The sequence below is a fragment of the Flammeovirga kamogawensis genome, from assembly GCF_018736065.1.
Taxonomy (GTDB): Bacteria; Bacteroidota; Bacteroidia; order Cytophagales; family Flammeovirgaceae; genus Flammeovirga; species Flammeovirga kamogawensis.
In genome coordinates this window covers 1,288,634-1,312,529 of sequence record NZ_CP076129.1, presented here as the reverse complement: position 1 = coordinate 1,312,529, position 23,896 = coordinate 1,288,634, and the positions used below count along the sequence as shown (strand labels likewise).

General features: G+C 32.6%; 12 protein-coding genes. 6 read left to right on the top strand and 6 right to left on the bottom strand.

Annotated elements, in window-relative coordinates; translation table 11 throughout:
• The first annotated feature begins 130 nt into the window (after window positions 1-130).
• The 5 genes from KM029_RS23450 to KM029_RS23430 all read left to right on the top strand — a co-directional run bounded on the left by KM029_RS23450 (window position 131) and on the right by KM029_RS23430 (window position 5,001).
• Window positions 131-1,843, top strand: a complete 1,713-nt coding sequence (locus tag KM029_RS23450; protein WP_144076238.1) for a hypothetical protein — start codon at window positions 131-133, stop codon at window positions 1,841-1,843.
• Window positions 1,834-2,826, top strand: a complete 993-nt coding sequence (locus KM029_RS23445; RefSeq protein WP_144076237.1) for a sensor histidine kinase — start codon at window positions 1,834-1,836, stop codon at window positions 2,824-2,826. The genes KM029_RS23450 and KM029_RS23445 overlap by 10 nt, the downstream gene beginning before the upstream one ends.
• Before the next feature lie 11 nt (window positions 2,827-2,837).
• Entirely contained in the window at window positions 2,838-3,968 is a 1,131-nt protein-coding gene (locus tag KM029_RS23440) for a histidine kinase (protein WP_144076236.1), read from the top strand.
• Window positions 3,969-3,973: 5 nt separating this feature from the next.
• Window positions 3,974-4,729, top strand: a complete 756-nt coding sequence (locus KM029_RS23435; RefSeq protein ID WP_144076235.1) for a LytR/AlgR family response regulator transcription factor — start codon at window positions 3,974-3,976, stop codon at window positions 4,727-4,729.
• Window positions 4,730-4,809: 80 nt separating this feature from the next.
• Window positions 4,810-5,001 (top strand): hypothetical protein, encoded by a 192-nt coding sequence (locus tag KM029_RS23430; protein WP_144076234.1) that lies wholly within the window; start codon window positions 4,810-4,812, stop codon window positions 4,999-5,001.
• A gap of 179 nt (window positions 5,002-5,180) precedes the next feature.
• Here KM029_RS23430 and KM029_RS23425 read toward each other — a convergent pair whose 3' ends face one another.
• The 6 genes from KM029_RS23425 to KM029_RS23400 form a co-directional block, all read right to left on the bottom strand.
• Window positions 5,181-8,957 (bottom strand): MBG domain-containing protein, encoded by a 3,777-nt coding sequence (locus tag KM029_RS23425; RefSeq protein WP_144076233.1) that lies wholly within the window; start codon window positions 8,955-8,957, stop codon window positions 5,181-5,183.
• A 637-nt stretch (window positions 8,958-9,594) separates the two neighbouring features.
• On the bottom strand, window positions 9,595-11,667 hold the full coding sequence (locus KM029_RS23420) for a glycoside hydrolase family 97 protein (RefSeq protein ID WP_144076232.1): 2,073 nt from the start codon (window positions 11,665-11,667) through the stop codon (window positions 9,595-9,597).
• 15 nt (window positions 11,668-11,682) lie between these two features.
• The gene (locus KM029_RS23415; RefSeq protein ID WP_144076231.1) at window positions 11,683-12,918 is read right to left on the bottom strand and encodes a glycoside hydrolase family 71/99 protein; all 1,236 of its coding nucleotides are present in this window, start codon (window positions 12,916-12,918) and stop codon (window positions 11,683-11,685) included.
• Between the two features lie 72 nt (window positions 12,919-12,990).
• Window positions 12,991-14,607 (bottom strand): RagB/SusD family nutrient uptake outer membrane protein, encoded by a 1,617-nt coding sequence (locus tag KM029_RS23410; protein WP_144076230.1) that lies wholly within the window; start codon window positions 14,605-14,607, stop codon window positions 12,991-12,993.
• An 11-nt stretch (window positions 14,608-14,618) separates the two neighbouring features.
• Window positions 14,619-17,636: a SusC/RagA family TonB-linked outer membrane protein gene (locus KM029_RS23405; RefSeq protein WP_144076229.1), complete on the bottom strand. Its 3,018-nt coding sequence runs from the start codon at window positions 17,634-17,636 to the stop codon at window positions 14,619-14,621.
• 36 nt (window positions 17,637-17,672) lie between these two features.
• The gene (locus KM029_RS23400) at window positions 17,673-19,175 is read right to left on the bottom strand and encodes a PKD domain-containing protein (protein ID WP_158631195.1); all 1,503 of its coding nucleotides are present in this window, start codon (window positions 19,173-19,175) and stop codon (window positions 17,673-17,675) included.
• 495 nt (window positions 19,176-19,670) lie between these two features.
• On the opposite strand from KM029_RS23400, the gene KM029_RS23395 reads away from it, so the two are divergent.
• Window positions 19,671-23,894, top strand: coding sequence for a two-component regulator propeller domain-containing protein (locus KM029_RS23395; protein ID WP_144076227.1), 4,224 nt, complete (start codon window positions 19,671-19,673; stop codon window positions 23,892-23,894).
• The last annotated feature ends 2 nt before the right edge of the window (window positions 23,895-23,896 follow it).

The window sequence follows — 23,896 nt, the reverse complement described above, 5'->3', positions numbered from 1 at the left end:
AGGTTTTTATTTTTTATGCCTAAAACTACATTTGATTACATCAATTCTACAGTTCAATACATTTCATTTTTCTACAAAAATAAAAACAGGTACACTTGTAACATCAACGAACTACTAGTGTCAAATTTTTATGAAAAACATCATTACTTACTCCTCAATATTACTAATACTTGCCTGTTTTAATCAAGCAATTGGCCAAGTGAAAGTATTTAAAGTACCTGGATCAGATTCTACAATTGTCATCAACATAACTGAAATACGAGAAAATGCTATGCGAGTAGCAGAAGAGGCTCGTAAAGTTGCTGCTGAAGTTCAAGTAGAAGAGATGGAGGGTTACATCAAAATTATTATGGATGCACAAGAAGAAGTGTGTAATAATATTGAAGTTCACATTGATCAAGAAACTATTGAAGAAAATATCAGAATAGCCGAAGAGCAAATCCGAATTCATCAAGATGAAATTGAGAGAGCACAAAGAGAAGCAGAAAGATCTATCAATCAATACAATTTACTTTCTAGCTTTAGTTTAGATTATAAGGGTGATATCCAGATCTCTGAAGATGAAGATCAAATAATTGGAATGTCTAAAGATGCTCGTTTCAAAATAGAAAAAAGTACTTTTGGTAATAAAAGAAAGTTAGTGATTACCCCAAATGGTGAAGGTGGATTAACTTATAAGTATTACGAAGGAAATAAAGAAATTCCATATAACCCTGACGGTAAAAGCTGGTTTGAAGATATTTTACCAGAAGTAATTCAATCTAATCCAATTGCGGTTAATAGTAGAATTGCTAATGCCATGAAAGAAGGGTTGGCCAATACACTTGATTATATTGAAGATTTAAATGGTGACAACAATCGCTTAACATTCTACAAGAACCTTATTAGTAGAAAAGATATTAAAGAACATGATTTAGATAAAATTACTAGAGATGTAACAAGAAACACTTCATCGAGTTACGAACTAGGGAATTATTTTAGTTCTACATTTGCCATTTACAATAACAAAAAAGGATTAAAAGCCTACTTCCTGGGTGTATCTGAAATAAATTCCTCTTATGAAAAAGCAGGCTGCTTAAGGGACATTGTAAAGTCTACAGATTTTAGTAAAAAAATGACAGAGCAGCAATGGGAACAATGGTTAAGTGCTACTGAATCTATCAGTTCTGCATATGATAAATCTACTACATTACAAATTGCTTTTGATCAGAATGTAACAAAAATGCCTGCTATTGCACTAGAGAGTTGCTTAGCTTCTATATCATCAGATTTTGAAAAAAGGGGTTCTTTAAGTGCTGCATTTTCTAGTCCAAATGGAAATAATTGGAGCACAGCACAAACAAATGCTCTCTTAATGTCTATTAAATCAATTTCTTCTGCTTTCGAAAAAAGAAGTGCATTGAGTAAAAGTGCTAACTACTGGAATAATTGGGAAAGTAGTTCTCAGATTCTTTATTTACAGATTTGTATATCCATTTCTTCAAGTTTTGAAAAATCTGCTGCCTTAAAAGAAATCGCATTAAAAAGTATGCAAAATGAAGATGTTATCAATACATTTTATCATGCTGCGTCAACAATAAGTAGTAGTTATGATTTAAGTAGCTTCTTAAAAGGTTCTAGAGAATCTTCATTTTTTACTTCTGATTATTTAGTTCCTTATTTAAATGCTAGTAAAAAAATAAGTTCAAGTTTTGATACAGCCAACGCTTTAACTGCTGTAGCTAAAGATGTTGCTAGATCAAAAGATCAATCTTTAATTTCACTTTATAAAGAAGTATCCGAATCGATTTCTTCAGACTTTGAAAGAGAAAAAGCACTTAAAGCATTATCAAAATGGGACTAATTAAAAACGCTATTTATTGCTTACTCGGAGGGAGTTTATATTGTTATTTTTGGTATGCTCCAGTTGCTGAAGTAGCTCCTCTTATTACTAATTATATCACTTTCTTAATTTACTTTTTAGCAAGTTCTATTGTCATTATTGGTGGTGGTTTATTTGCTACTATTTTTGCTCCAAATGGAATTGTTAAACAAATAGTTTACAGAGGGTTAGGAAGTGTGATTATAAGTATTCCACTTATTTTAGCAATGCGTTATGAATTAAGCTTTTACATTGCTCCTGTTTATGTTTTTGATCTCACAGCCAAAGTTATAATACTGTTTTCCGTATTTCTGTTTGCTCTGTTAGTAATAGAATATTTAAGCTTTGCGTTTCAAGCATTTTCTTTACAGCAAATGCATTATGTAAAAACAAGAAGAAAGGCATCAGAATTACGCCTAGAAGCATTGAAAGATCAGTTAAGTCCTCATTATCTATTTAATAGTTTAAATACTGTTGCATACTTAGTTGTTAGCGATGCTAGCCAAGCAGAAAAGTACATTAGAAGTATAGCTCAAACTTATCAGTATGTAATGAAGTATGCCAATAAGCCACTTATAACGCTGGCAAACGAAATTGAATTAGTCCGTGCTTTTGCCTTTCAGTTGCATACAAGACATGGTGAAAGTGTACAAATTAGCTTTGCTGCTAACTTAAAAAATGTAATGGGTAGTTTACCTCCATTGTCTATACAAATGTTAGTAGAAAATGCAGTAAAACATAATGTTTTATCAGATGAAAAACCTGTAGAAATTAAAGTGTTTTATAATGAAGAACAACATTCTATCGATGTTAAAAACAATAAGACACAAACCCCGAGAAAACGGGCATCCACAAAAGTAGGGTTAGAGAATATCAAGGACAGGTACTTCTTAATGGGCCAAAAAAATATTCAGATTAATCAGAATGATTTATCTTACAGTGTACAATTACCTTTACTCTCCTAACAAAGAACATTATGTTACAGCATTTTGGTAAAAAGTCTTCGGTCTATTATAAAATATTCTACCCTATTCTGTCTGGTAGTATTACCTATTTTCTATTACTTATGGCATTTAATAGAATAGGAGAATTAGAAGAATCTTATTTTAGAACAGAATGGGTTGTTTGTATCATTATCTCATATTTCTGGAACTTCTCTGTACTTTGGAGTGCTTCTTTTATAGGAAAAAAAATAGCAATACTTTCTAATATTTATGAACAAATTGCCTACCATAGTCTAGGTGTATTATTAAGTAGTATTTTAAGTATTGGTACTGTACTTAGTGTTTATTTTTATTACTTAATTGGGTATACTCGTTTTGAAAATTTCACCACAGAAATGTATGTATTTCAAGGCTTATTCATCTTTCAGACCCTCTTATTTGAATGTGCTTGGTGGGGAAACAGGCTCATAGAGTTAAAAAACAAATCCATTAGAGAAGAGGAGAAAAAGCGTACTGCTTATATAAGTAAAGAAATGCGTTTATTTGCTGAAGATGCTAATTTACCTCTCCTATATGAAACTTTAGAAACCCTAATTGGTTTAGCATATAAAGATGCTGACAAGGCGGAAGAGTATGCTGAAAAATTAGCCAAAGTATATCGCAATACAATTAATAATAGAAAAGAAGAATTTGTATCTGTAGAAGATGCTATTAAAAATGTAAAATCTGTAGTAGAATTGTTATCTGATGCACGTTCAGGTGGAATATCTGCTTCATATAAATTACCTTCTGATTTATCCAGTTCATTGGTATTACCACCTGTTTTACTCACACGTTTAATAGTTGCAATTGCCAATGATAATATTGCTTCTAATTTACAACCTTTAGACATTTCTATAACAATTGAAGAAGATGCACTTTTAGTTGTTGCACATAGTTTTAACCCTAAACTGGATCGCCCAAAGGCACTGCCAGAGGTGATGGATTCTTTAGAAGAAACCTTTAGATTATATACTAAAATCCCTGTTTTATCTATCAAAAAAGGGAAAGAATACATTATCAAATTACCTGCTTTTCAAGTAGAAAACAAAGCTTGGAAAAGTGATAAAAAAGCAGAAATTACCACTCAAGACCAATCCATTTTTAAACGAACAACCTCTTAGAAACCATGAAAGTAATTATTATTGAAGATGAAAAACCTGCACAGGCAAAATTACAAAGGCAGATCAATAAAACGCCTTTTGATATAGAAATTGTTAAGATTATTGATAGTGTTGATAAGGCAATAGTATGGTTAAAAGAAAATCAAGAGACCATTGATTTAATCTTTATGGATATTCATCTTACAGATGGAATTGCTTTTGATATTTTAGAAGGTATTGAGGTTTCAAAACCAATTATCTTCACAACTGCATATGATGAATATGCTCTCGATGCTTTCAAAGCTAATAGTATTGATTATCTCTTAAAACCTGTTGATGCCGATGCACTTACTAAAGCAATCCAGAAATTACAAACTATAAGAAACGGATCAAATGACACAAAAAGTGGACAAATTGATGCTCTATTAGCTACTTACAATCAAAAATATAAAAAAAGATTTATGATTAGAGTTGGTGAAGTAATCAAGAGTATCGAAACAGAAAATATTACTCTTTTTGGCGCAGAGGGACGACATACTTTTGTATATACAAATGAGGGCCGAAGATATATTGTAGATTTTAAAATGGAAGAACTTACAGATATTCTTGACCCAAATGAGTTTTTTAGAACTGGAAGAAGTTTTATTGTTCATAGAACATCAATTGTGAAGATTAATAAATATACCAATAGCCGATTAATTGTAGAATTACCAATTGATATAAATAAAGACATTGTTGTTGGAAGAGAAAAAGTAAAAACGTTTAAAGAATGGTTAGGGTAACGCACTAAAAGTGGGTAATTTAAATTGATTATAGATGCTTAAAAAAGTAATTTTACATAAATCAATAACAACCCTGAATCATGCAAAAATTTAAATACGGATTACTAATTGCCGCATCCATTATTATTATTGGTCAAATGAGTATTATTGATTACTCAAACCTTTATTTAACAAGTAATTACGGTAGTTATTTAGGTATCTTATCAATGCTTATTTTACTATGTATCCCATTTATGTCTATCAAACACAAAAATGAATCTCAGCACTTTTAGGAGTGTATTTACATATAAAAAATAAAGGCAATAACTTTTACGGTTATTGCCTTTATTCTTGTCGGTTAATCCTATTTCATTTTAAGTGGTAAACCACAAGTGTATAAATAATTAACACCTATGATTTACACTATTATTATGTGTTTGTCTAGTCCACAGTTTTAGTAATAAACTTTTACTTATTTAATCAGTAACTTTTGTGTTTGCACACCTTCTAGCGTCTGAATTAATAAAGCATAAGTACTTCTTGGTAAAGAAGATATATCATATTGTTGTTCTTTTACCCCATCAAAAGATTTTACTAGTACCCCATTTAAATTATATACCTGAATTGAAACTACATCTTTATCTAAAGTAAAAAAGTTAGCCGTTGGATTAGGATAAATATTCACTTTTAATAAATCATCTTCTAAGGCTGTTGGTTCTTCATCGATAGGTTCTTCATCTGATGATGAAGTAACTGTAATAGATTGCGTTACTTCTGATGCTGCTTCGTAATTTTTATTTCCTACTTGCTTAGCTGTAATTTCAACCTTACCTGCTTTTAATAAAGTAGCTGTTGCACCATCAATTGACACGATAGATTCGTCTGATGATGAATACGTCACATCTAATGAAGAAGAAGATATTGAAATTAAAATAAATGATTCAGTTGAAAGTGCAATGCTTTCAGGTAATTCAAATAATGTGATTTCTTGAGCCGCTTTATTAATTGTAAGCGTACTTGGAGTATAATTAAAAGTATAATTATCTGCAGTTGCTCCAGATAATGTAACTTCATATTCCCCAGCATCTGCACTACTAGTAGCCACCGTTGATGCTGTTGCCATTGCAGTTAAATCAGCGGCTGATTCATTATTTACAAACCCTGTATAGGTAATTGAAAAAGTTGGAATTGCCTCTCCGTAAGTACTAGTTAGACTAACTGTACTTACATTAAGTACTGCCTTATCAATTGTAAGTACTTGATTTACATTTATTGCTTCAGCAACATAATTAGCTCCCTCTTGCATTGCAGTGATCGTTACATCACCTGCACCTACAATTGTAAGAGTTTGCCCGTCAATAGTTGCTACGTTTTCATTTGAAGTGGCATAAGTTATTGGTAAACCCTGAGAACTTGTAGCAGATAATGTATACACTGCATCTCCATAAGTCATATTATTTATCGTACCAAAATCAATTGTTTGTGCTGCTTTTTCTGCATCAATATCAATTTCTACTGTACTTTGAGCATAGTTCATGACATGTTCCTCAGATGTTACATCGCTATTTAAAGGAGCATATAGTTCTAAAGAAGATTTTAACATCATACCATCAGCAATTGCATCAATTTCGTCTTTGTTCATACCTGCACGATAGAAGAACCATTCTTTAAAACTAAGGCTAGTTGCTGCAGAATTATTATTCAACTGGAACATTTCTGGTATTAATTGCTCAGAAACTGCACCTTGAATCTCTTTATCAACATATAAATAAGTTGCTTCTGTAGCATAATAATGTGTTAGTGTTAGAAGGTGCCATGCATCATCTTTTACAACTGTTGGCCCTACTAATTGATCTCCTGTAGGTGATGTATAAACAATATAACCGTCTGCATTTACAGCCAAAGTACCTGTTAATTCACCTTGAGTAAATGTCACCAAACTTCCTTCACTATCTGTTTTAAAATATACACTATTTGTAAAAGAATGAACAGTACCGTCAGGTGTAAAATTCAAGTTATTTAATTGTGATAAATCATGCATTGCTAATGATGTATTCATCATTCTAGTTGGTAACGGTTTCTCGTTGTATAAGGCATCAAATAAAGATGGTACCATTGCATACAAAAATTCATCGTGTCCTTTTTGATTTGGATGTGCAGGATCTCTTTCGTAATCCTTTTCTTCATCTTCGTCATTATTGATAAATTGACCCATTCCGTTATCTAACGCTCCCAATAAGTTCATAGAAGGAACATCCCACTGATGAATCAATAAGTTCATCTCTTTTACAAAAGCATAATCCGTTTCATCGTAACGTCCATTGGCGTAATTACTCATAATTACAGGGATCATTCCTTCGTCTCTAGCTTTTTGAATTAAACCAATAAGATTATCTTTAAATTGATCAAAAACTACTTGACCACCACTCATTATGCCTTCATTACCCATTGATAAACCAATAACTAAATATTTTGATCCTGCAGAAGCAACATCTAAATCCCATCGGTTATTTACTTTAATTGTATTATCACCGCCAATCGAAACATTTTTCACATTCCAATTTTTGCCAATTCCATTGGTAGCTCTATCTTCTAACAAAGCTGTATAATTATAAGCATATCCAGTGTACGAACCATCTGCAGCTTCTAATGCACCAAAGCCTCCACATACAGAAGAACCACAAAAAACAATACCCATATCATCTACTGAAGGAGCTTCTACTAAGTAAGTATAGTTTTCTAAATCTAGTGTAAAAATATACTCACCGTCAGGCAGTGGAAAATTACGAATTCCACCAAATATATCTTCATCGGCTTTATAGCTTAATTCAGAAAAATCACTCCATAAAGAACCCATTAAATAATTGTCATTCATTCTTAATAACATTGCATCGTACGTCTCGTTTTCATCACGTTTTAATGTTACTGTAGATTGCCAAATACTTCCTCCTTTGTACTCAATTTCAGGGCCATCGTTACTAGCCCAAGAACCTGGTGTTTGTGTACCAACTAGTTTCCAGTTTGTAATTTTTTCTACTTCAATTTTCTGATTATTGAAGTCAACTTTCACTCTGTAAGGTGCTGTTTCTGAAATTGAAATTGGGTTACCATCTTGTACTAATGTACCTTCTTCATCAACTCCATAAGCTACTTGCTCTTGGTTTTCGTTGATATTATAAAGCATGAAAGACTCACCTGCTTTTAAAGGAACATAAGCATAAAAGATATTACTAAAGAAGTTATCTACATCTGGACTATAGTTAAATAATCTATCTTCATCATCGTCTAAAGCGCTACCTGCCAGATATAAATTTTCTGGTTGATTAGCAATAATAATTTCAAACTCTTCTGATAAACCTGCTCCAATGTCATTACTTGTTGCTGTTACAGTAATTGTTCCATTTGTTCTAGGATGAACAACTCCGTCAGCATCAATTGTTGCAATTGTTTCATCGTCTACAACCCACTCAATAGTATTAACAGTTGCGTTTGCAGGCTCAATAGTATACGGTATTTGTCTTGATATCAATGGAGAAGTTAGATCTACCGGATTAATTATCATTGCTGTAACAGCATTAAACTCTGCATCCGAAGTAATCTCTTCAACTTTTAATGCATTCAAGTAGGCCAACCCACTCACCTTAGTAACTGTAAAATATATTTCACCTTCTGCATCCGGAAAAATATATCCCGTAGTGTAAACATTTTCTGTGTTTCCTTTAAAAGAAAATGATGTTTGTAACTCTCCTTTTTCTGTATTTAAACCAGCAAATTTATACTCCGTAAAACGATCTGGAACTCCATCTCCACGGCTACCAAATGCTGTAAATCTGTATTGCTTATCTTTATCAAACCCAGATAATCTAATACCACAAGTACCACTTGTAAAGAAATAATCTTGAGTAGCAGTAGCAATTGCTAATTCTGCTAGTTTAGCTTCTTCTGGCGTTTTTAATCCACCATGGTTTTTACCATTTTTCCCAAATGTAGTCTCAAGTTGTAAACTAATTCCCGTATCTTCATTTAATGCATTTAGAATAGTAATTGGATCTCCACTAGAAAGTGCGTTCGTTACATTGGTCCAATAATTACCATTTGTATCTTCACCTGAGGTTTCATCTCCATTCGTCTCATCATTTGGACCAAAATCAATGTACATGGTTTGATCAATTGTTTCTTCTTGTCCGAAAACAAAACACGGAGTAATTAATACCGCTAAGAATACTATCTTTTGTAATATCTTCTTCATAAAATATAAATCTAATGATGGTTGCCCATCAACGTAAAAAGTAATTTTATTAGTTTTTGTAAGGCCAGTAATGCTTACAATAGTTGGATAAATAGATTGCTTTATTATTTCATACTAGTAAATGATTCATTCATTTGTTTACCCTCTTCAAACTTCGCGATTTGCTTGATTAGGGTATTACAATTTTACGGGATCCCTCATTTTATTAGGTGTAAATAAGACACTCTAAGGGGTAATTTTAAGACTACACCTATTTTACTCTCCTTACATTTGATGAAAAACAGCCATTTCTGCTATCTCAATAAGGTTTTTAAGATAAAGTAGAAGGAAAAGAGCTTTCTTGAGATTAGTAGTGTTTTGAGGGTAATAAATCGACATTTGTCCTATTTTTCACCCTCAAAAAACAATAAATTAGTAATCAATAGAGGTACTTTGATTTAAATTATGATCAGTTACTAACGGAATGAATACATTGTATTTCATAACCTTCAATTTAAGTTTGGATATCAAATACTGTTTTATAGATAGTAGCCTGAAACTTCTTATCTAATCTTGATCTTCCCTTATAAAATCGTAACCAACAAAAAAAAGCCCCCTTAAGAAGGAGGCCTTTGATCAGCTCAAATATTATAATTAATTATTCAGTCATAGATACATATTTTCCAGTAGTTGCTTCATGTATTCGTATTGCTTGTCCGCCTCCCTCTGCTAAATGCATAGAAAGGTGTTCTCCGTTTCTAATTTTTACTTTTTTAATGTCCACATCAGTAGCATTTACTTTATAGCTTGCATTTGTTCCATCTGCATAGATTTCTGCAATATATTCTTTCCCATCTTCTAAGAAATCGATAGGAATTTCTAATGCTCTTTTCTCTTCGTTTGTAATTGCTCCTATATACCAATCGTTGCTTTTTCTATCTTTTCTAGCCACCGCCACGTACTCTCCAATATCTGCAGTTAACACCTTAGACTCTTCCCAATCTGTTGGAACTTCTCTAATAAACTGAAACGCTGGGTTTCCTTCGTAATGTTCTGGTAAATCGGCTGCCATCTGCACAGGACTATACAATACTACATATAAAGCCAACTGATTTGCCACTGTAGTATGAGTAGAATTTCCTTTTCTGTATTTGTCAAAATTTGTCTGAAAAATACCTGGCGTATAATCTAACGGACCACCTAAACCCATAGTAAATGGTAGAATTGTAGTATGACTTGCTGGGTTTCCATCACTCCAAGCATTATATTCCATACCACGCATAGCTTCTCTACTTAACATATTTGGATAGGTTCTACGAATTCCCGTTGGCTTTATTGGTTCATGTGCTACAACACAAACTTTATGTTTAGCTGCCGTTTCTAATACCTTTCTGTAATGGTTCACCATATACTGACCATGGTGATGTTGACCTTCTTCTTCTGCTCTAATTTTGCCTACATAACCTGTTTTTAATGCGTTCATTTCATTCTTTTCAAGAAGATCAAAAGCATCATCCATCTGATTTTCGTAGGTTAAAATATCACCACTTGTTTCATGATGACCTATTAATTCTACTCCCTTTTCTTTGGCATAACTTGCTAAATATTTTAAATCGTAATCAGAATAAGGCTCTACAAAATTGAAATTAGGGTTTGTAATCCAGTCTTCCCATCCTTTGTTCCAACCTTCTACTAATACTCCTCCAAGACCATTTGATGCCGCAAAATCGATATATTTTTTTGTATTTTCTGTATTTGCTCCATGGTTTGGACCTTGTTCCCAAGTAGATTTATTCATGTGCATTTCCCACCAAACTCCTAAATATTTCATAGGTTTTATAAAAGAGACATCTTCTATTTTATTTGGTTCATTTAAATTTAAAATGATATTTGATTCTACAAGATCACCAGGGTTGTGCCCTACTTGAACAGTTCTCCAAGGTGTGTACATTGGTGTAGTTCTTTTTACTTTCACACCGTCAGGCCATGGAACTAAGTAAGATTCAAATGATGTACCTTTAGTACCTCTATCCAACGTCATGGTAGAGTAATCTGTAAGGTTTGCTTCGTGAATACTCACATAATCTCCGCTTTTTGTTTCAAAAGTAGCAGGTGTATGCATTAACGTTTTAACCTCTGTAACTTGTGCTTTTTCATAAAGACGTTCATATGTATCAAACCCATGCTCCCAATTAGAAACAATTGTGTCACATGGTTGGTACCATACTTTGTAATTGTCTACTAAATTGAATGTCGTTTCTTCCGACATGATTTCTATTTTAGAAATATTTTCTTGAGTAGGAATAAAATATCTAAAACCTAATCCATCATCAAAAGCTCTAAAAATAAGTTGCATTTCTCTTGGCTTTTTAGATTTCTCTTTAAGAAAAACAGTTAACTCATTATAGTTATTATCAACCTCTTTACTTTGCCCCCATATCGTTTCCCATTTTTCATCAATAGATTTTTCTTTAATATCTACAACCTCAAAATTGTCTAATAAATTAGGTTGGTCTTTCAATACAAAACCTAAATCAGAAGTTGAGATAATTGGCTCGTTATCGAATGTAACTTCGTATTTTGGTGCTCCATCTATCATTTTAAACGTTAATTCTAAATGATTACCCGGTGATGAGAGCACTACATCTGTTTCTTTATAACTATCGAATAATTGACATGAAGAAAGTGTACTTCCTAATATCAATGTTGTAATTAACTTTCTAATTGACATGTTTTTAAATTAAGTTTATTGAAGTTCTATAAATAAATCATTGGCTTCTGATACTCTGGTAGATACAAGGTTAAAGTAAATCTGATCTACCTTATCTCTAAATGACCTCTCTGCTTGGTATCGAGGATCATTTTTAAGGTTAAACCAATTGTAAACCATTTCAAGTTCTGTAACTGTGTAACTAACGCCTGTATATTTTTGTACTTCTATTAAGAAGTCAAATTGGTATTCTATTGTAGGTTCTATTGTTGTTCCTTCCCCAAAGTCATTCCATGTAATCAATTGTAAGAAATCTATTTTGCTTTCGTATTGTACTGCAAAGTCTAAAGTTGTTTTCATTTGGTCTGCTCCTAATGGATATTCCCATCCGCCAACAATTACTTCACCATAACCACCTTCCTCATAAAAATCTTTAAAACCAGGGAAAGCACCACCTACAGAAATTTTATTTGGATCTGCATTCTTATAGTAGTTTTCTATGTCACTAATATCTCCCGAACCAGGCCATGCAAAATCTCCATCTGCAACAGTATTAATTTTAGTATTATTCTGAAGAGGAATAAAATGTTCTTCCTCTGGAGAAATAGCCAAAGCTTGTTCCCAATTTGCATCACCTTCTTGGAAAGGTCCAAATATTAATGTTAGAGGTTTTCCATCAATTCTGATGTATTCATCTCTACCATAATAATTATCACTTAAATATTTAATATTAGCAGTGATATCATCAAAAGGTGTTACTTCGTTAGCAAAACGATCTTCCATTACTACAGAGAAGTTTAAGCCAACATCATCTAACTCTTCAATAATTGCGTTCGAATTCTGTAAAAGAGAATCAATATCTTGGTTTGTTCCTTCTGTACCATACCAGTTGATTAATAGACCATCAATACCAGCATATTTCATCAATAACAAGTGATAATTAATAACGTCTGGATCACGAGAATCGTAAGGTCCAATTAAAGGGTGCACATGTGATGCAATATCCGGAACATTCCCGTCAATTAATTCATCTGGATTTTTATTAGTCATTGTCCAATGGCTTCCCCAATCAGAAGAATAATCGCCTTTAGCCTCAAACCAAGGCATGTAGTGCATGTACACTTTCTTATTGTTTGACTTTGCAACAGGCACTGCTTCATGCTCTACCACACCTTTTTTAATTGGAAAATCTGAAATTACATTTTCAGTTGTACAGGCAGTTATAAGAGCTGTTGAACAGATTGTAAAGAGTATATTTTTTATAGTATTCATCTTACTAATTGTTTTTGATTTAAAAGATGGGCAGCATTCTACACTGCCCAAAATAATTCACACATCTAACTTCTAGTAGCCACTGTTTTGAGAAAAACCATCACTAGATACTAATACTGATGAAGGTATTGGATATACATTTCTATCTTCGGTAGTTACTTCTTTCCCTGCCCATGTTCCATTTGTAAATTGACCAAAACGAACTAAATCTGTTCTTCTGTAACCTTCCCAATACAATTCAAAACCTCTTTCGTCTAATATCTCCTGACCGTCTGCACTAATTGCTGCAAGCACTGTATTTCCTCTTCTAAGTCTTAAATCATTAATAATAGTAAGTGCACCTGCTGCATCTCCATTTCTCCAAAGTGCTTCTGCTTTCATTAAATATACATCAGCAAATCTAAGAAGTGCCACATCGTTATTTGCTCTCCAAAAATTTTCAGAAAGCTGATCTGGTGCCCATTTTAATACTCTTACACCTTCAAATTCTTGAGCGTTAGTAATGTCTGCTACTTCTGCTGTATAGGCCAGTAAATTTCCATTTCTATCCTTTAATTGAACCCCAGAAGTACTGTATTGTTGGCCTTCTAGTAACCCTAACTTTAGCCCTGTACTTTGTACATATCTAGTATCTTGAAAACGATAATCAGTTGTTGAGACGCCATTACCACTAATTCCATCTTGATCCCAAGAATTGAAAAACTCTTCTGTAGTACACATTCCATTCCAAGGCTGTAAAGCTGCAGTTCCTGCTGTTTGAGAGTAATGTAATGTCATTAAAGCTCTTGTTTGACCAGAAAACTCACTAGAAACATTGTAGCCATTTCTGATTATTAGTAATGCCTCTGGACTATCTTGATTATTAAAATCAAAAAGCTGAAAGTAGTCATCTGCCAATCTATAACTTGGGGAAGTTAAAACGGCATCAGCATGTTCAATTGCCTTATCCATATCTTCTTTAGATGCTGATGATTCTCCATTGTAGATAAAACGATTTAGGTATACTTTAGAAAGTAAAGCATGTCCAGTCTCTCTCACTATTTTACCATATTCAGGTTGGTCTTTTTTCTCAAATAATAGAGGTGTAATTTCTTCTAATTCTTGAATAACTAAATTTGTAGCTGTAACTCTATCTAAAGCTACATTTACCCCTTCTTCGTTTCTATAAGGTACTTGGCCAAATAAATCAAGTACTTGCCACACATAATAAGCTCTTAAAAATCTAACTTCTGCAATGTATGGTTGAGCAATTTCTAAGAAATATTCATCGCCATCACCAATGTCATAGATATCTTTTAATGTATTAAATGTTCTAGATATTCCTACAGACATATCGTTCCATCCATTTTCTACAATAAGATGATCTGCCCCCCATTCTTGCTTGTGTAATTGTAGCCAAAGTCCATTATCATTCCAATCATTTCCTCTTGTTGGCGTCATCATTTCATCTGTAGACCCCTCTGTTAGTGCGTAAATATTTCTTTCTCCCATAAACTGGAAAAGTGATGAATACGCTGGTAATGATAAAGCACTCAGCTTTGTAGGGTCTTCTAAAATTAATTTTCTTTGCTCCGCATAGTATTTCTCTTGCGTTACTTGAAAGTCTGTATTTGGTTCTAAATTAGTACACCCTACCGACAGCATCGATACAAAGGCTACTGCTAAAGATTTATATGTATTGAATTTCATAATTGTTCAGCTTAAAGATTAACATTGATACCAATAATTACAGTAGATGGGCGCGGGTAAGATGTATAATCTATACCAAATGATGGGTAACCATTTACGTCCATACTTGCATTTACTTCAGGGTCATAACCTGTATAGTTTGTCCATACAAATAAATTCTGTCCTGTTGCGTAAATTCTAGCACCACTCATCCATGAAATATTAGAGGTATTAAAATTGTAACCTAAAGTGATGTTTGATAAACGAAGGAAAGTAGCATCCTCTATAAATTCTGAAGAAGTAATTGCTTCTTGATCAAGGTTTTTCTCCGACATTAAATTGGCATACGTTGTATTCCCTGCCTGAGATAACATCCTTTTATTATAGAAAGCATGTGCTGTGTTGTTATAAATATTCTGTCCGTGTTTTGCATCAATAAATACTGAGAAATCTATGCTTTTGTATTTCAGCGTATTATTTAAACTCCACATATAATCTGGATGAGGTGACCCCAAATGTCTTTCCACTGCTGCATCTGCCGAACCTGTTGTACCACCTTCTGCATTAGTGTACTTAGAATATCCTTCTTGATCAAAACCTCTAAATTCTCTTGTATAAAAAGTCTGTAATGGATAGTTGTCTTGAATAACTTGAACTTGTGTACTAGAGATACCCGGTCCGTTTAATCTACCTGTTCTTACAGCATCATTATCTAAACCTTGAATATTATTTTCGATCATTGTGAAGTTAACGTTTGATGAAAACTCCCAATCTCCGTCTGTAATCCAATATACTTTTAACGATGCCTCAAAACCTTTATTTATTAATTGAGCAGGTAAGTTGACATAACCAACTGTTGCCAATGCTGGAGGCGTTAAATCTACTTTAAATAATAAATCTGTTGTTGACTTATGGAAGTAATCTAACGTACCCGAAATCTTATCATTAAAGAAACCAAAATCTACACCTATGTTTGCTTGTGTTGTTGTTTCCCATTTAATATCCTCATTTGGTTGATGATCTGGTTCATATGTTTTTTCATCATTTACCGTTACTGGGTTATAGATCATTAATGGAATATGATCCGGAATTTCTTGGTTACCTGTTTGTCCCCATCCACCTCTTAATTTAAGGTTAGAAACTACATCAGAATTATATAAAAAAGCTTCTTCAGAAATTCTCCAGCCTAACGCTGCACTAGGGAAATAACCATACTTATTATTATCTCCAAACTTAGTAGAACCATCCGCTCTCATAGATGCAGTAATTAAATACTTATCATTAAAGCTATAATTAAACCTACCAAAATAAGATTGTAATTCTGAAGAACCTCCACCAGACCAAACGCTTGATGCTTGTTTATTTGCCGCCTGATTTAGATTATCTGCATAATCTACAGCAGAAGAAAAGAAGTTATCTACATACATACCGTTAAATTCGTAATCAAATTTTTGGTATGAAAAACCTCCCATCACAGAGAAATCATGCTTATTAATTGTTTTAGAGTATGTTACAAAATTCTCTATTGAAAAGTTTGTATTTTGATTATTACTAATTGTACCCGTACCGTTTGTTTCACTTTGTAAATCTTTAGAACGACTACCTTTACGCTGAGCATTTGATCTATCATAAGCAATACTCAAATTATAATGTAAACCTTCTATTATTTTAAAATCTGAAGTTACATTGGCTAAATAACGGTCTGTTACCGACTCATCATTTATTAAATTGATTAATGCTACAGGGTTGACATCTGTTGGTGTTTGAAAATACGACCCATCTTCATTATAAATTGGCATTGTTGGGTTACCTCTTAATGCACTACCTATTAAGTTATTTGCACCAGTATCACCAGTTCCAGAACCTGTACCTAAAGGTGCGTAAGTATCATTAATTGTTGATGCAGATAAGTTAAAACCAACTTTCCATCTATCGTCCAATAATCGCTGTTCAATATTTAAACGACCTGTAAGACGTTTCATTCCAGAGCTTTCTATAACCCCTTCTTGATCCATATACCCAAGAGATGCTAAATAGTTACCTGTTTCAGACCCACCTGATACAGACAAGTTATGATTCTGAGAATAAGCTGTTCTAAAAATTTCATCTTGCCAGTTTGTGTTTCCACCATAATCCCAATCTAAAAATGATAAGTCGCCTGTAGATTGAGCTATTAAAGCTCTACTTAATCTCCAATCATCTGATGAAAGTAAATCAATTTTCTTTCTTACCCATGCCATACCACCATAAGCAGAATAACTCACTTTACCTTCTTGGTTTTTAGCCTTCTTAGTTGTGATCATCACTACACCGTTCGATCCTCTAGAACCATAAATAGCTGTTGCTGATGCATCCTTTAAGATATCAATACTTTCAATATCATCTGGATTTAAGAAGTTTAAAGGATCTTTTGGTGCTTGATTTCCACCTCCTACAGATCCAGAAGCTGCAGCGCCACCACCTAAAGGCACTCCATCAATTACATATAATGGACCGTTATTACCACGTACTGAACTTGTACCTCTAATATTTACCGAAACAGCAGCTCCAGGTTCTCCACTACTTGGTGTGATCTGAACACCCGTTGCTCTACCTTGAATAAGTTCTGTAGGGTTTGACATGACACCCGAATTAAAGTCTTCTCTGTCTACAGAAGACATGGCACCAGTAACATCTTTCTTTTCTTGGGTACCATACCCTACAACCACAACCTCATTCAACACATCAATATCTTCTTTTAGCGTAACACTAATGTTTGTTTGGTTTGTTAAATCAAAAGTTTGTGTCTCATATCCCATATAACGAAACGACACACCTGTCACTCCCTCTGGAACTAGTATTTTATAATTTCCATCAAAGTCTGTTGTTGTACCAATAGGTGTCTCAAAATCTCCTATTAAAGCTACAGTTACTCCAATTAAAGGTTCGTTATTTTCGTCTACTACTAAACCAGTTAGCGTAAAGTCTTCCTGAGCAAATACGTTTGTTGTATTCAATAGCATAGCTATTATAAAACAGAATACAGATAAACTTTTTATATATATTTTCATCTTAGTTGATTTTATTTCTGAATAGCGTTCAAAAAATTAGTTAGCTGGTACAAAAGAAATATTTACAATTCTATCTGCTTTGTTCGGATCATAACCTGCAATAGTTTTCGAATCACCTCCAAAACCTTTCGACGATAATTTTAATTCTGAATCTGAAATAGAAGTTATTTTATATTCATGAACATCATGTGCAACATAATCTGCGTAATCTACGCCAGAAGTATAATGACCTATATAACCACCCATACCGTTTACTGTAATAATTGTATCGTTATCTACAACACTTAATTCATAGGTAAAATCACCATCTCCCCAAGTGTCTACATTTTCTCCGTCAATATTAATTAGTGGGTTTGAAGTATCATCACATTCAACATCAGGGAATATCGACCATTCTTTCCAAATTGTACCATTCATATCTCTTGAATAACTTCCATCTTCAGAGAATGTAAATTCTGAATCAAATAAACACGTTCTAGCAAGAACATCATTTTCTGATAAAGACCACCAAACATCATCTCCTACTAGCGGACCATAATATACCGCCCCAGCTTTTTCTTCTATTGCCCAAGATCTAGACAATAAAGTTTTTATTGGTGATAAATCTACCTCTTCTATTGGTTCTTCTTCCTCAACTGTTTCCTCTGTTACTTCTGATGGAACCAAAATTAATCTTACTAAACGATCAGCTTTATTTGGTATTGCTTTAGAATCTCCATTATAGCCAAGAGAAGACAATTCTATTCTACCTGGTAATGCAGATTTAATAATATACTTATGTTCTTTTTGAGGTAAAAAGTCTGAAGCATCAACTCCACTTGTATAATGACCTACATAACCACCCAAACCTGTAACTGTAATTACTGCAAAGCCACCTTCTTCTGTGATTTCATATGTAAACTCACCATCTTCCCAAACTTCTACATTTGCACCTGCATTTGTTACTAAATCATTGTTTGTATCATGACAACCTTCATTTTCAAAAATTTGCCATTCTTTCCAAAGAGCACCGTTTGAAACTCTTTTGTATACTCCTTCCGTAGTAAAAGAAAACTCTTGATTAAAAAGGCATGCTCTAGTTGTAAAAGCATTTTCATCATACATATCAACAACAAACCAATCAATAGTTTCATCATCTAATGGTCCAAAAGCATATCCTTTAGATTCTTTAGCTATCGACCACTTCTTAATGCCATCTGTTCCAACCAATATCTTCTTTGCTTCTGCAACTACATCTACTGGCTCAATAATTTCTGGAACAAAAATGTTAACTTCTTTAGTAAAAGTATTTTCAATTGCTCCAGAAGCAGCCATTAAATTAACCACAAACTCTCCTTCTGGAAAAACGTGTTCTACATGTTGCTCTTCTGATGTTGTACCATCGCCAAAATCCCATAAATAAGTAGTAGCTCCAACAGATTTATTTGTAAAGCTTACAACAGTATCGTCAGAAATAATAAAAGAATATTTTGCTAATACCGGCATTGGTATATCTAAAGATGTCTCTTTGTTCTCACAAGAGAGTGATATCCCAAGCATAGTAAAAATAAAGAGTTTTAATAAAGTTGTTTTTGTAAAATTCATCTCAATACGTTTTGCTTTATTGTCTTTTAAAAAGTTGATTCGTCTCTTTCTTAGTAGCGCTTAGTTGAAGAGTATGTTACAATTTTAGGGAGATTCATTTTTTTTTAGGTGTAATCAAGACACTGATAAGGGGATATTTAAGACACCTAGGTAATTACAGTGTGTTACCTGCTCTAATAATCTTTGAATAGACTACTAAAAATGCAGATTCCATCAAAAAGAATGTACTTGCTAAGGTTCTGTTAAAAAATAGCCTTAAAAGGGTAAAAAAAAGACATTTGACGTATTTTTCCACCTCTAAAAAAAACAATTTGATGTATTTAATCATTTATAGTACATGTATATTAAGTTCATTTTTAAATTTGAATAATTCTATTTATAATTGATAAGAGAACGATCATAACAATCGCTTTCTATCAAACTAACTCAACTCAATGTATTCACTGTGCTATGAAATTTTTTAATTACTTATGTTCTATCTTTTCAATTTTTATAACTTTTACAGCTTCGTTTTCCAATGGACAAAATTCCCCAAAATTTGAGTACTTAAATATTAATGAAGGGTTAAACCATAGTTGGGCAAAGTGCTTAGCAAAGGATAATAAAGGGTACTTATGGATTGGTGGTATTAGTGGGCTTAACCGTTATAATGGCAGTTCGTTCAAAAATTATTCTGGGAATGAAACCGATAAATCTGGGCTTTCAGATCACTTTATTCTTTCTATTTATGAAGATTCGAAGAATAATTTTTGGGTAGGTACTTTTAGTGGTGGCCTAAATTTATTAAATAGACAAACAGATACCTTTAAAACGTATCGTAATCAACCAAAAAACACTTCTTCTTTACCGAATGATAAAATACAATCTATTTTTGAAGATGCTGACCATAGATTATGGATTGGAACAGGTAAAGGTTTAGTACAATATGATTATGAAACAGATGGTTTTATACCTTATACTTATAATAAAAACGGTAAAACACAAAGTATTAAAGACCCAATACGCTGTATTTATGAAGATAAATCAAATACGCTTTGGGTAGGTACAGATAATGGGTTATATCAAATACAAATAGAAAATAAATACATTAAACATTACAAAAAAGAACTCAATACTAATTTATCTCATAATACAATTACAAGTGTATATGAAGATGAATTCAATCAATTTTGGGTTGGAACGTTAGGAGGTGGACTTAATTTGTTAGACAAAGAAACCGGACTATTTAAAACGTTTACTTTAGATGAGGGTATAAAACATAATAGCATTCTATGTTTAAATGGAAATCAGAATGGGCAATTATATATTGGTACAGAAGGTGGAGGCTTACATATTCTTGATACCAAAACATATCAAATAATTGATTTATTACCCGACGATAGTATTCCAAATAGTATAAATAGTAATTCTATACATAGCCTACTTTACGACAATAAAGGAGGTATTTTATGGGTAGGTACATACAACGGTGGGGTAAACTATTTTAGCAAATGGGATAAGGATTTCAATCATCTTAAAAAAGGAATTCTAAGTAGTAATAACGTTCTATCATTTGCTGAAGGACCCAATAAAGAAATCTATGTAGGCACAGATGGAGGTGGAATTACCATTTTAAAAGATGGAAAATCTTCTGTTTTATCAAAAAAAGATGGTCTTTCTGGAGATGTTATCTTAAGTATGCTAACTGATAAAGAGAAAAACCTGTGGGTAGGTTCTTTTAACGGTGGATTAGATTTTATTGACTACAAAACTGGTAAAATAAAACACTTTTACCATAAAGAAGACGATCCTACAAGTTTAAGTAGAAATGATGTAAGTTCAATTTTCCAAAGAAAAAATGGAGATCTTTGGGTAGGTACTATGCATGGTGGCTTAAATAAATTAAATACTACTACTGCTTCATTTACACATTATAGATCTGATGTTGGCAATCCTAAAAGCATTTCTAATGATTTTATCGGGAAGGTTTTTGAAGATAGTAGAGGAAATTTACTTGTACAAACAGGAAGTAGTATTGATATTTATAATGATGCAACCGATGATTTTACGCCCATTGGCCTTCAATATAAAATAAATATTTCTACAACTGTTTGTAGTTATGAAGACCAAAGAGGTAACCTCTGGATTGGCACAAGAAATAAACTGATTTATCTTGATAGAAGTAGTGATATTTCTTACACATACACTACAGAAGACGGACTTCCTTCAAATAGCATTTCAGGTATTTTAGACGATGAACAAGGTAACTTATGGATAAGTACGCAACGTGGATTAGTAAAATATATAAATGCCGTACACACTCCTAATAAAGCTGATTTTCATGTTTTTACTGTAGAGGATGGATTACAAGGGCTTGATTTTAAAATTCAGGCAGCATTTCAGAAATCAGATGGTACAATGTATTTTGGGGGTAATAATGGGTTAAATTACTTCAAACCTAAAGATATTTGGTTAAACCCTGTACAAGCTAAAACAGTTATTTCATCTTTTAGACTTTTTAATAAAGAAGTTGAATTTGGGACAGAAAACAGTCCACTCCCATTACCAATAGATGAATTAAATGAAATCACTTTATCACATGATCAAAATATATTTTCTTTTGAATTTTCTGCATTAAATTTCATACTTCCGAAAAAGAATCAGTATGCCTATATGTTAGAAGGATTAGAAGATGAATGGTATTATGTAAATGATCGAAAAAATGCTTATTACAATAACTTAAAACCTGGTATTTATACTTTTAAAGTTAAAGCTTCTAACAATGATGGAATATGGAATACACAACCAACTGCATTAAAAATTACCGTTATTCCACCTTGGTGGGAAACTACGTTATTTAGAGTACTTTTTATTATTTCTATTATAATAGGACTTTTAGTGTTATATAAACTGAGGGTACATCAATTAAAAGAACAGAAGAAAAAACTAACAGCAAAGGTAAACCAAGCAACTTCTACAATTAAAGAAGTGAATGAATTACTTGCTCAACAAAATCATGATTTAAACGATAAAAATTCTTTATTAAAAGAGCAGAATCATGAGTTAGAAACACAATCTGAAAATATTAATAACTTACTACAAGAAGTACAAGAAAATAACGAGGCAAAACTCCGCTTTTTTACCAATATTTCGCATGAATTACGAACTCCATTAACATTAATAATTGGACCACTAAAACAACTAATTCAAGGAGAAAGTAAATCGCCTAAAGATGATTATGATGTCATGTTTAGAAATGCAAATAGCTTACTCAAAAACGTAAATCAGTTATTAGATTTCAGAAAGTTAGAATCTGGAAATATACACCTTAAAGCTAGTGAGAATGATATTGTTAGCTTCTCTAAAGCTCGATTTTTATCTTTCAGTCATTTGGCTCAAAAGAAGAAAATTGATTTCCATTTTGAGAGTTTTGAAAAAGAATATATCATGTGGTTTGATGCAGAAAAAATGGACAATATTGTTACCAATTTATTGTCTAATGCATTTAAATATACACCAGATCATCGTTCCATTCATTTTTCTATCAAAAAAGAAAATAATGAAGTCCTTTTAGAAATAAAAGATACTGGTTTAGGGATTTCTAAAGAACAGAAAGCTCATATTTTTGACCTGTACTATCAAGCAAATAACAGTGTAAACTCTACCACTATTGGTACTGGTATTGGTTTGGCACTTATTAAACAATTTGTTGATTTACACCATGGTACAATCGATGTTATTTCTGAACAAGACAAAGGATCTACGTTTACTGTGAGATTAAAAACTGGGGAGGACTTCTTATCATCTACTGAGAAGACAATTAATCACACATTAAAAAAAGGCACTTTAAATGAAGATATAGAACAATTATCTTTTGTAAACGAAAGTACAATTGATGTTATTAATGATGATGAAATTCAAGAAATTAAGGCGGAAAACCTCACCATATTGATTGTTGAAGATAACAACGATATTAGAAAATACATTAAGGAAAATCTAAGAAATGTATTCAATATTATTGAAGCCGAAAATGGAAAAATTGGTCTTGAAAAAGTAATGGAATATTCACCAGATTTTGTGATTAGTGATATTATGATGCCTGAATTGAATGGTCCAGACCTTTGTAAGTTGATAAAAAATGAACCTCAAACATCTCATATTCCTGTTATTTTACTAACAGCTTATTCTGGAGAAGAAACCCAATGGAATGGCTATAGTGCTGGTGCTGACGATTATATAGTTAAGCCATTTGATATCAATATCCTGCGTAGAAAAATAAGCAATATGGCAGCTACTCGTAAAATGCTTGTCCAGAAATTCCAATCTACAACCTCTTATGCTACTTTAAACAAAGAAGTTGTTGAAGATGATTTCTTAGGTAAAGCAATTGAAGTAGTAAAAGACAACATGGATAATTTTACATTTGGAGTAGATGATTTTACAGAACATTTTGGTATGAGTAAAAGGCACCTTTTACGTAAAATGAAATCTATTTCTGGATTATCAATTAATGAGTTTATAAAGAATATTAGATTGAAATATGCCGCTGATTTAATGAAAGATCCAGAACTGAATATTTCAGATATTGCCTATCAAACTGGTTTTAACGATCCAAAGTATTTTAGTAAATGCTTTAAACTAGAGTTCAAAAAAACTCCATCAGAATATAGAGAAGAAATTATTATGGCAAAGTAAAA

What these genes read in the sequence shown, in the direction of transcription:
- KM029_RS23435 (WP_144076235.1), top strand. Translation starts at nt 3,974, where the DNA reads ATGAAAGTAATTATTATTGAAGATGAAAAACCTGCACAGGCAAAATTA.
- KM029_RS23440 (WP_144076236.1), top strand. Translation starts at nt 2,838, where the DNA reads ATGTTACAGCATTTTGGTAAAAAGTCTTCGGTCTATTATAAAATATTC.
- KM029_RS23410 (WP_144076230.1), bottom strand. Translation starts at nt 14,607, where the DNA reads ATGAAATTCAATACATATAAATCTTTAGCAGTAGCCTTTGTATCGATG.
- KM029_RS23395 (WP_144076227.1), top strand. Translation starts at nt 19,671, where the DNA reads ATGAAATTTTTTAATTACTTATGTTCTATCTTTTCAATTTTTATAACT.
- KM029_RS23400 (WP_158631195.1), bottom strand. Translation starts at nt 19,175, where the DNA reads ATGCTTGGGATATCACTCTCTTGTGAGAACAAAGAGACATCTTTAGAT.
- KM029_RS23450 (WP_144076238.1), top strand. Translation starts at nt 131, where the DNA reads ATGAAAAACATCATTACTTACTCCTCAATATTACTAATACTTGCCTGT.
- KM029_RS23405 (WP_144076229.1), bottom strand. Translation starts at nt 17,636, where the DNA reads ATGAAAATATATATAAAAAGTTTATCTGTATTCTGTTTTATAATAGCT.
- KM029_RS23430 (WP_144076234.1), top strand. Translation starts at nt 4,810, where the DNA reads ATGCAAAAATTTAAATACGGATTACTAATTGCCGCATCCATTATTATT.
- KM029_RS23445 (WP_144076237.1), top strand. Translation starts at nt 1,834, where the DNA reads ATGGGACTAATTAAAAACGCTATTTATTGCTTACTCGGAGGGAGTTTA.
- KM029_RS23415 (WP_144076231.1), bottom strand. Translation starts at nt 12,918, where the DNA reads ATGAATACTATAAAAAATATACTCTTTACAATCTGTTCAACAGCTCTT.
- KM029_RS23420 (WP_144076232.1), bottom strand. Translation starts at nt 11,667, where the DNA reads ATGTCAATTAGAAAGTTAATTACAACATTGATATTAGGAAGTACACTT.
- KM029_RS23425 (WP_144076233.1), bottom strand. Translation starts at nt 8,957, where the DNA reads ATGAAGAAGATATTACAAAAGATAGTATTCTTAGCGGTATTAATTACT.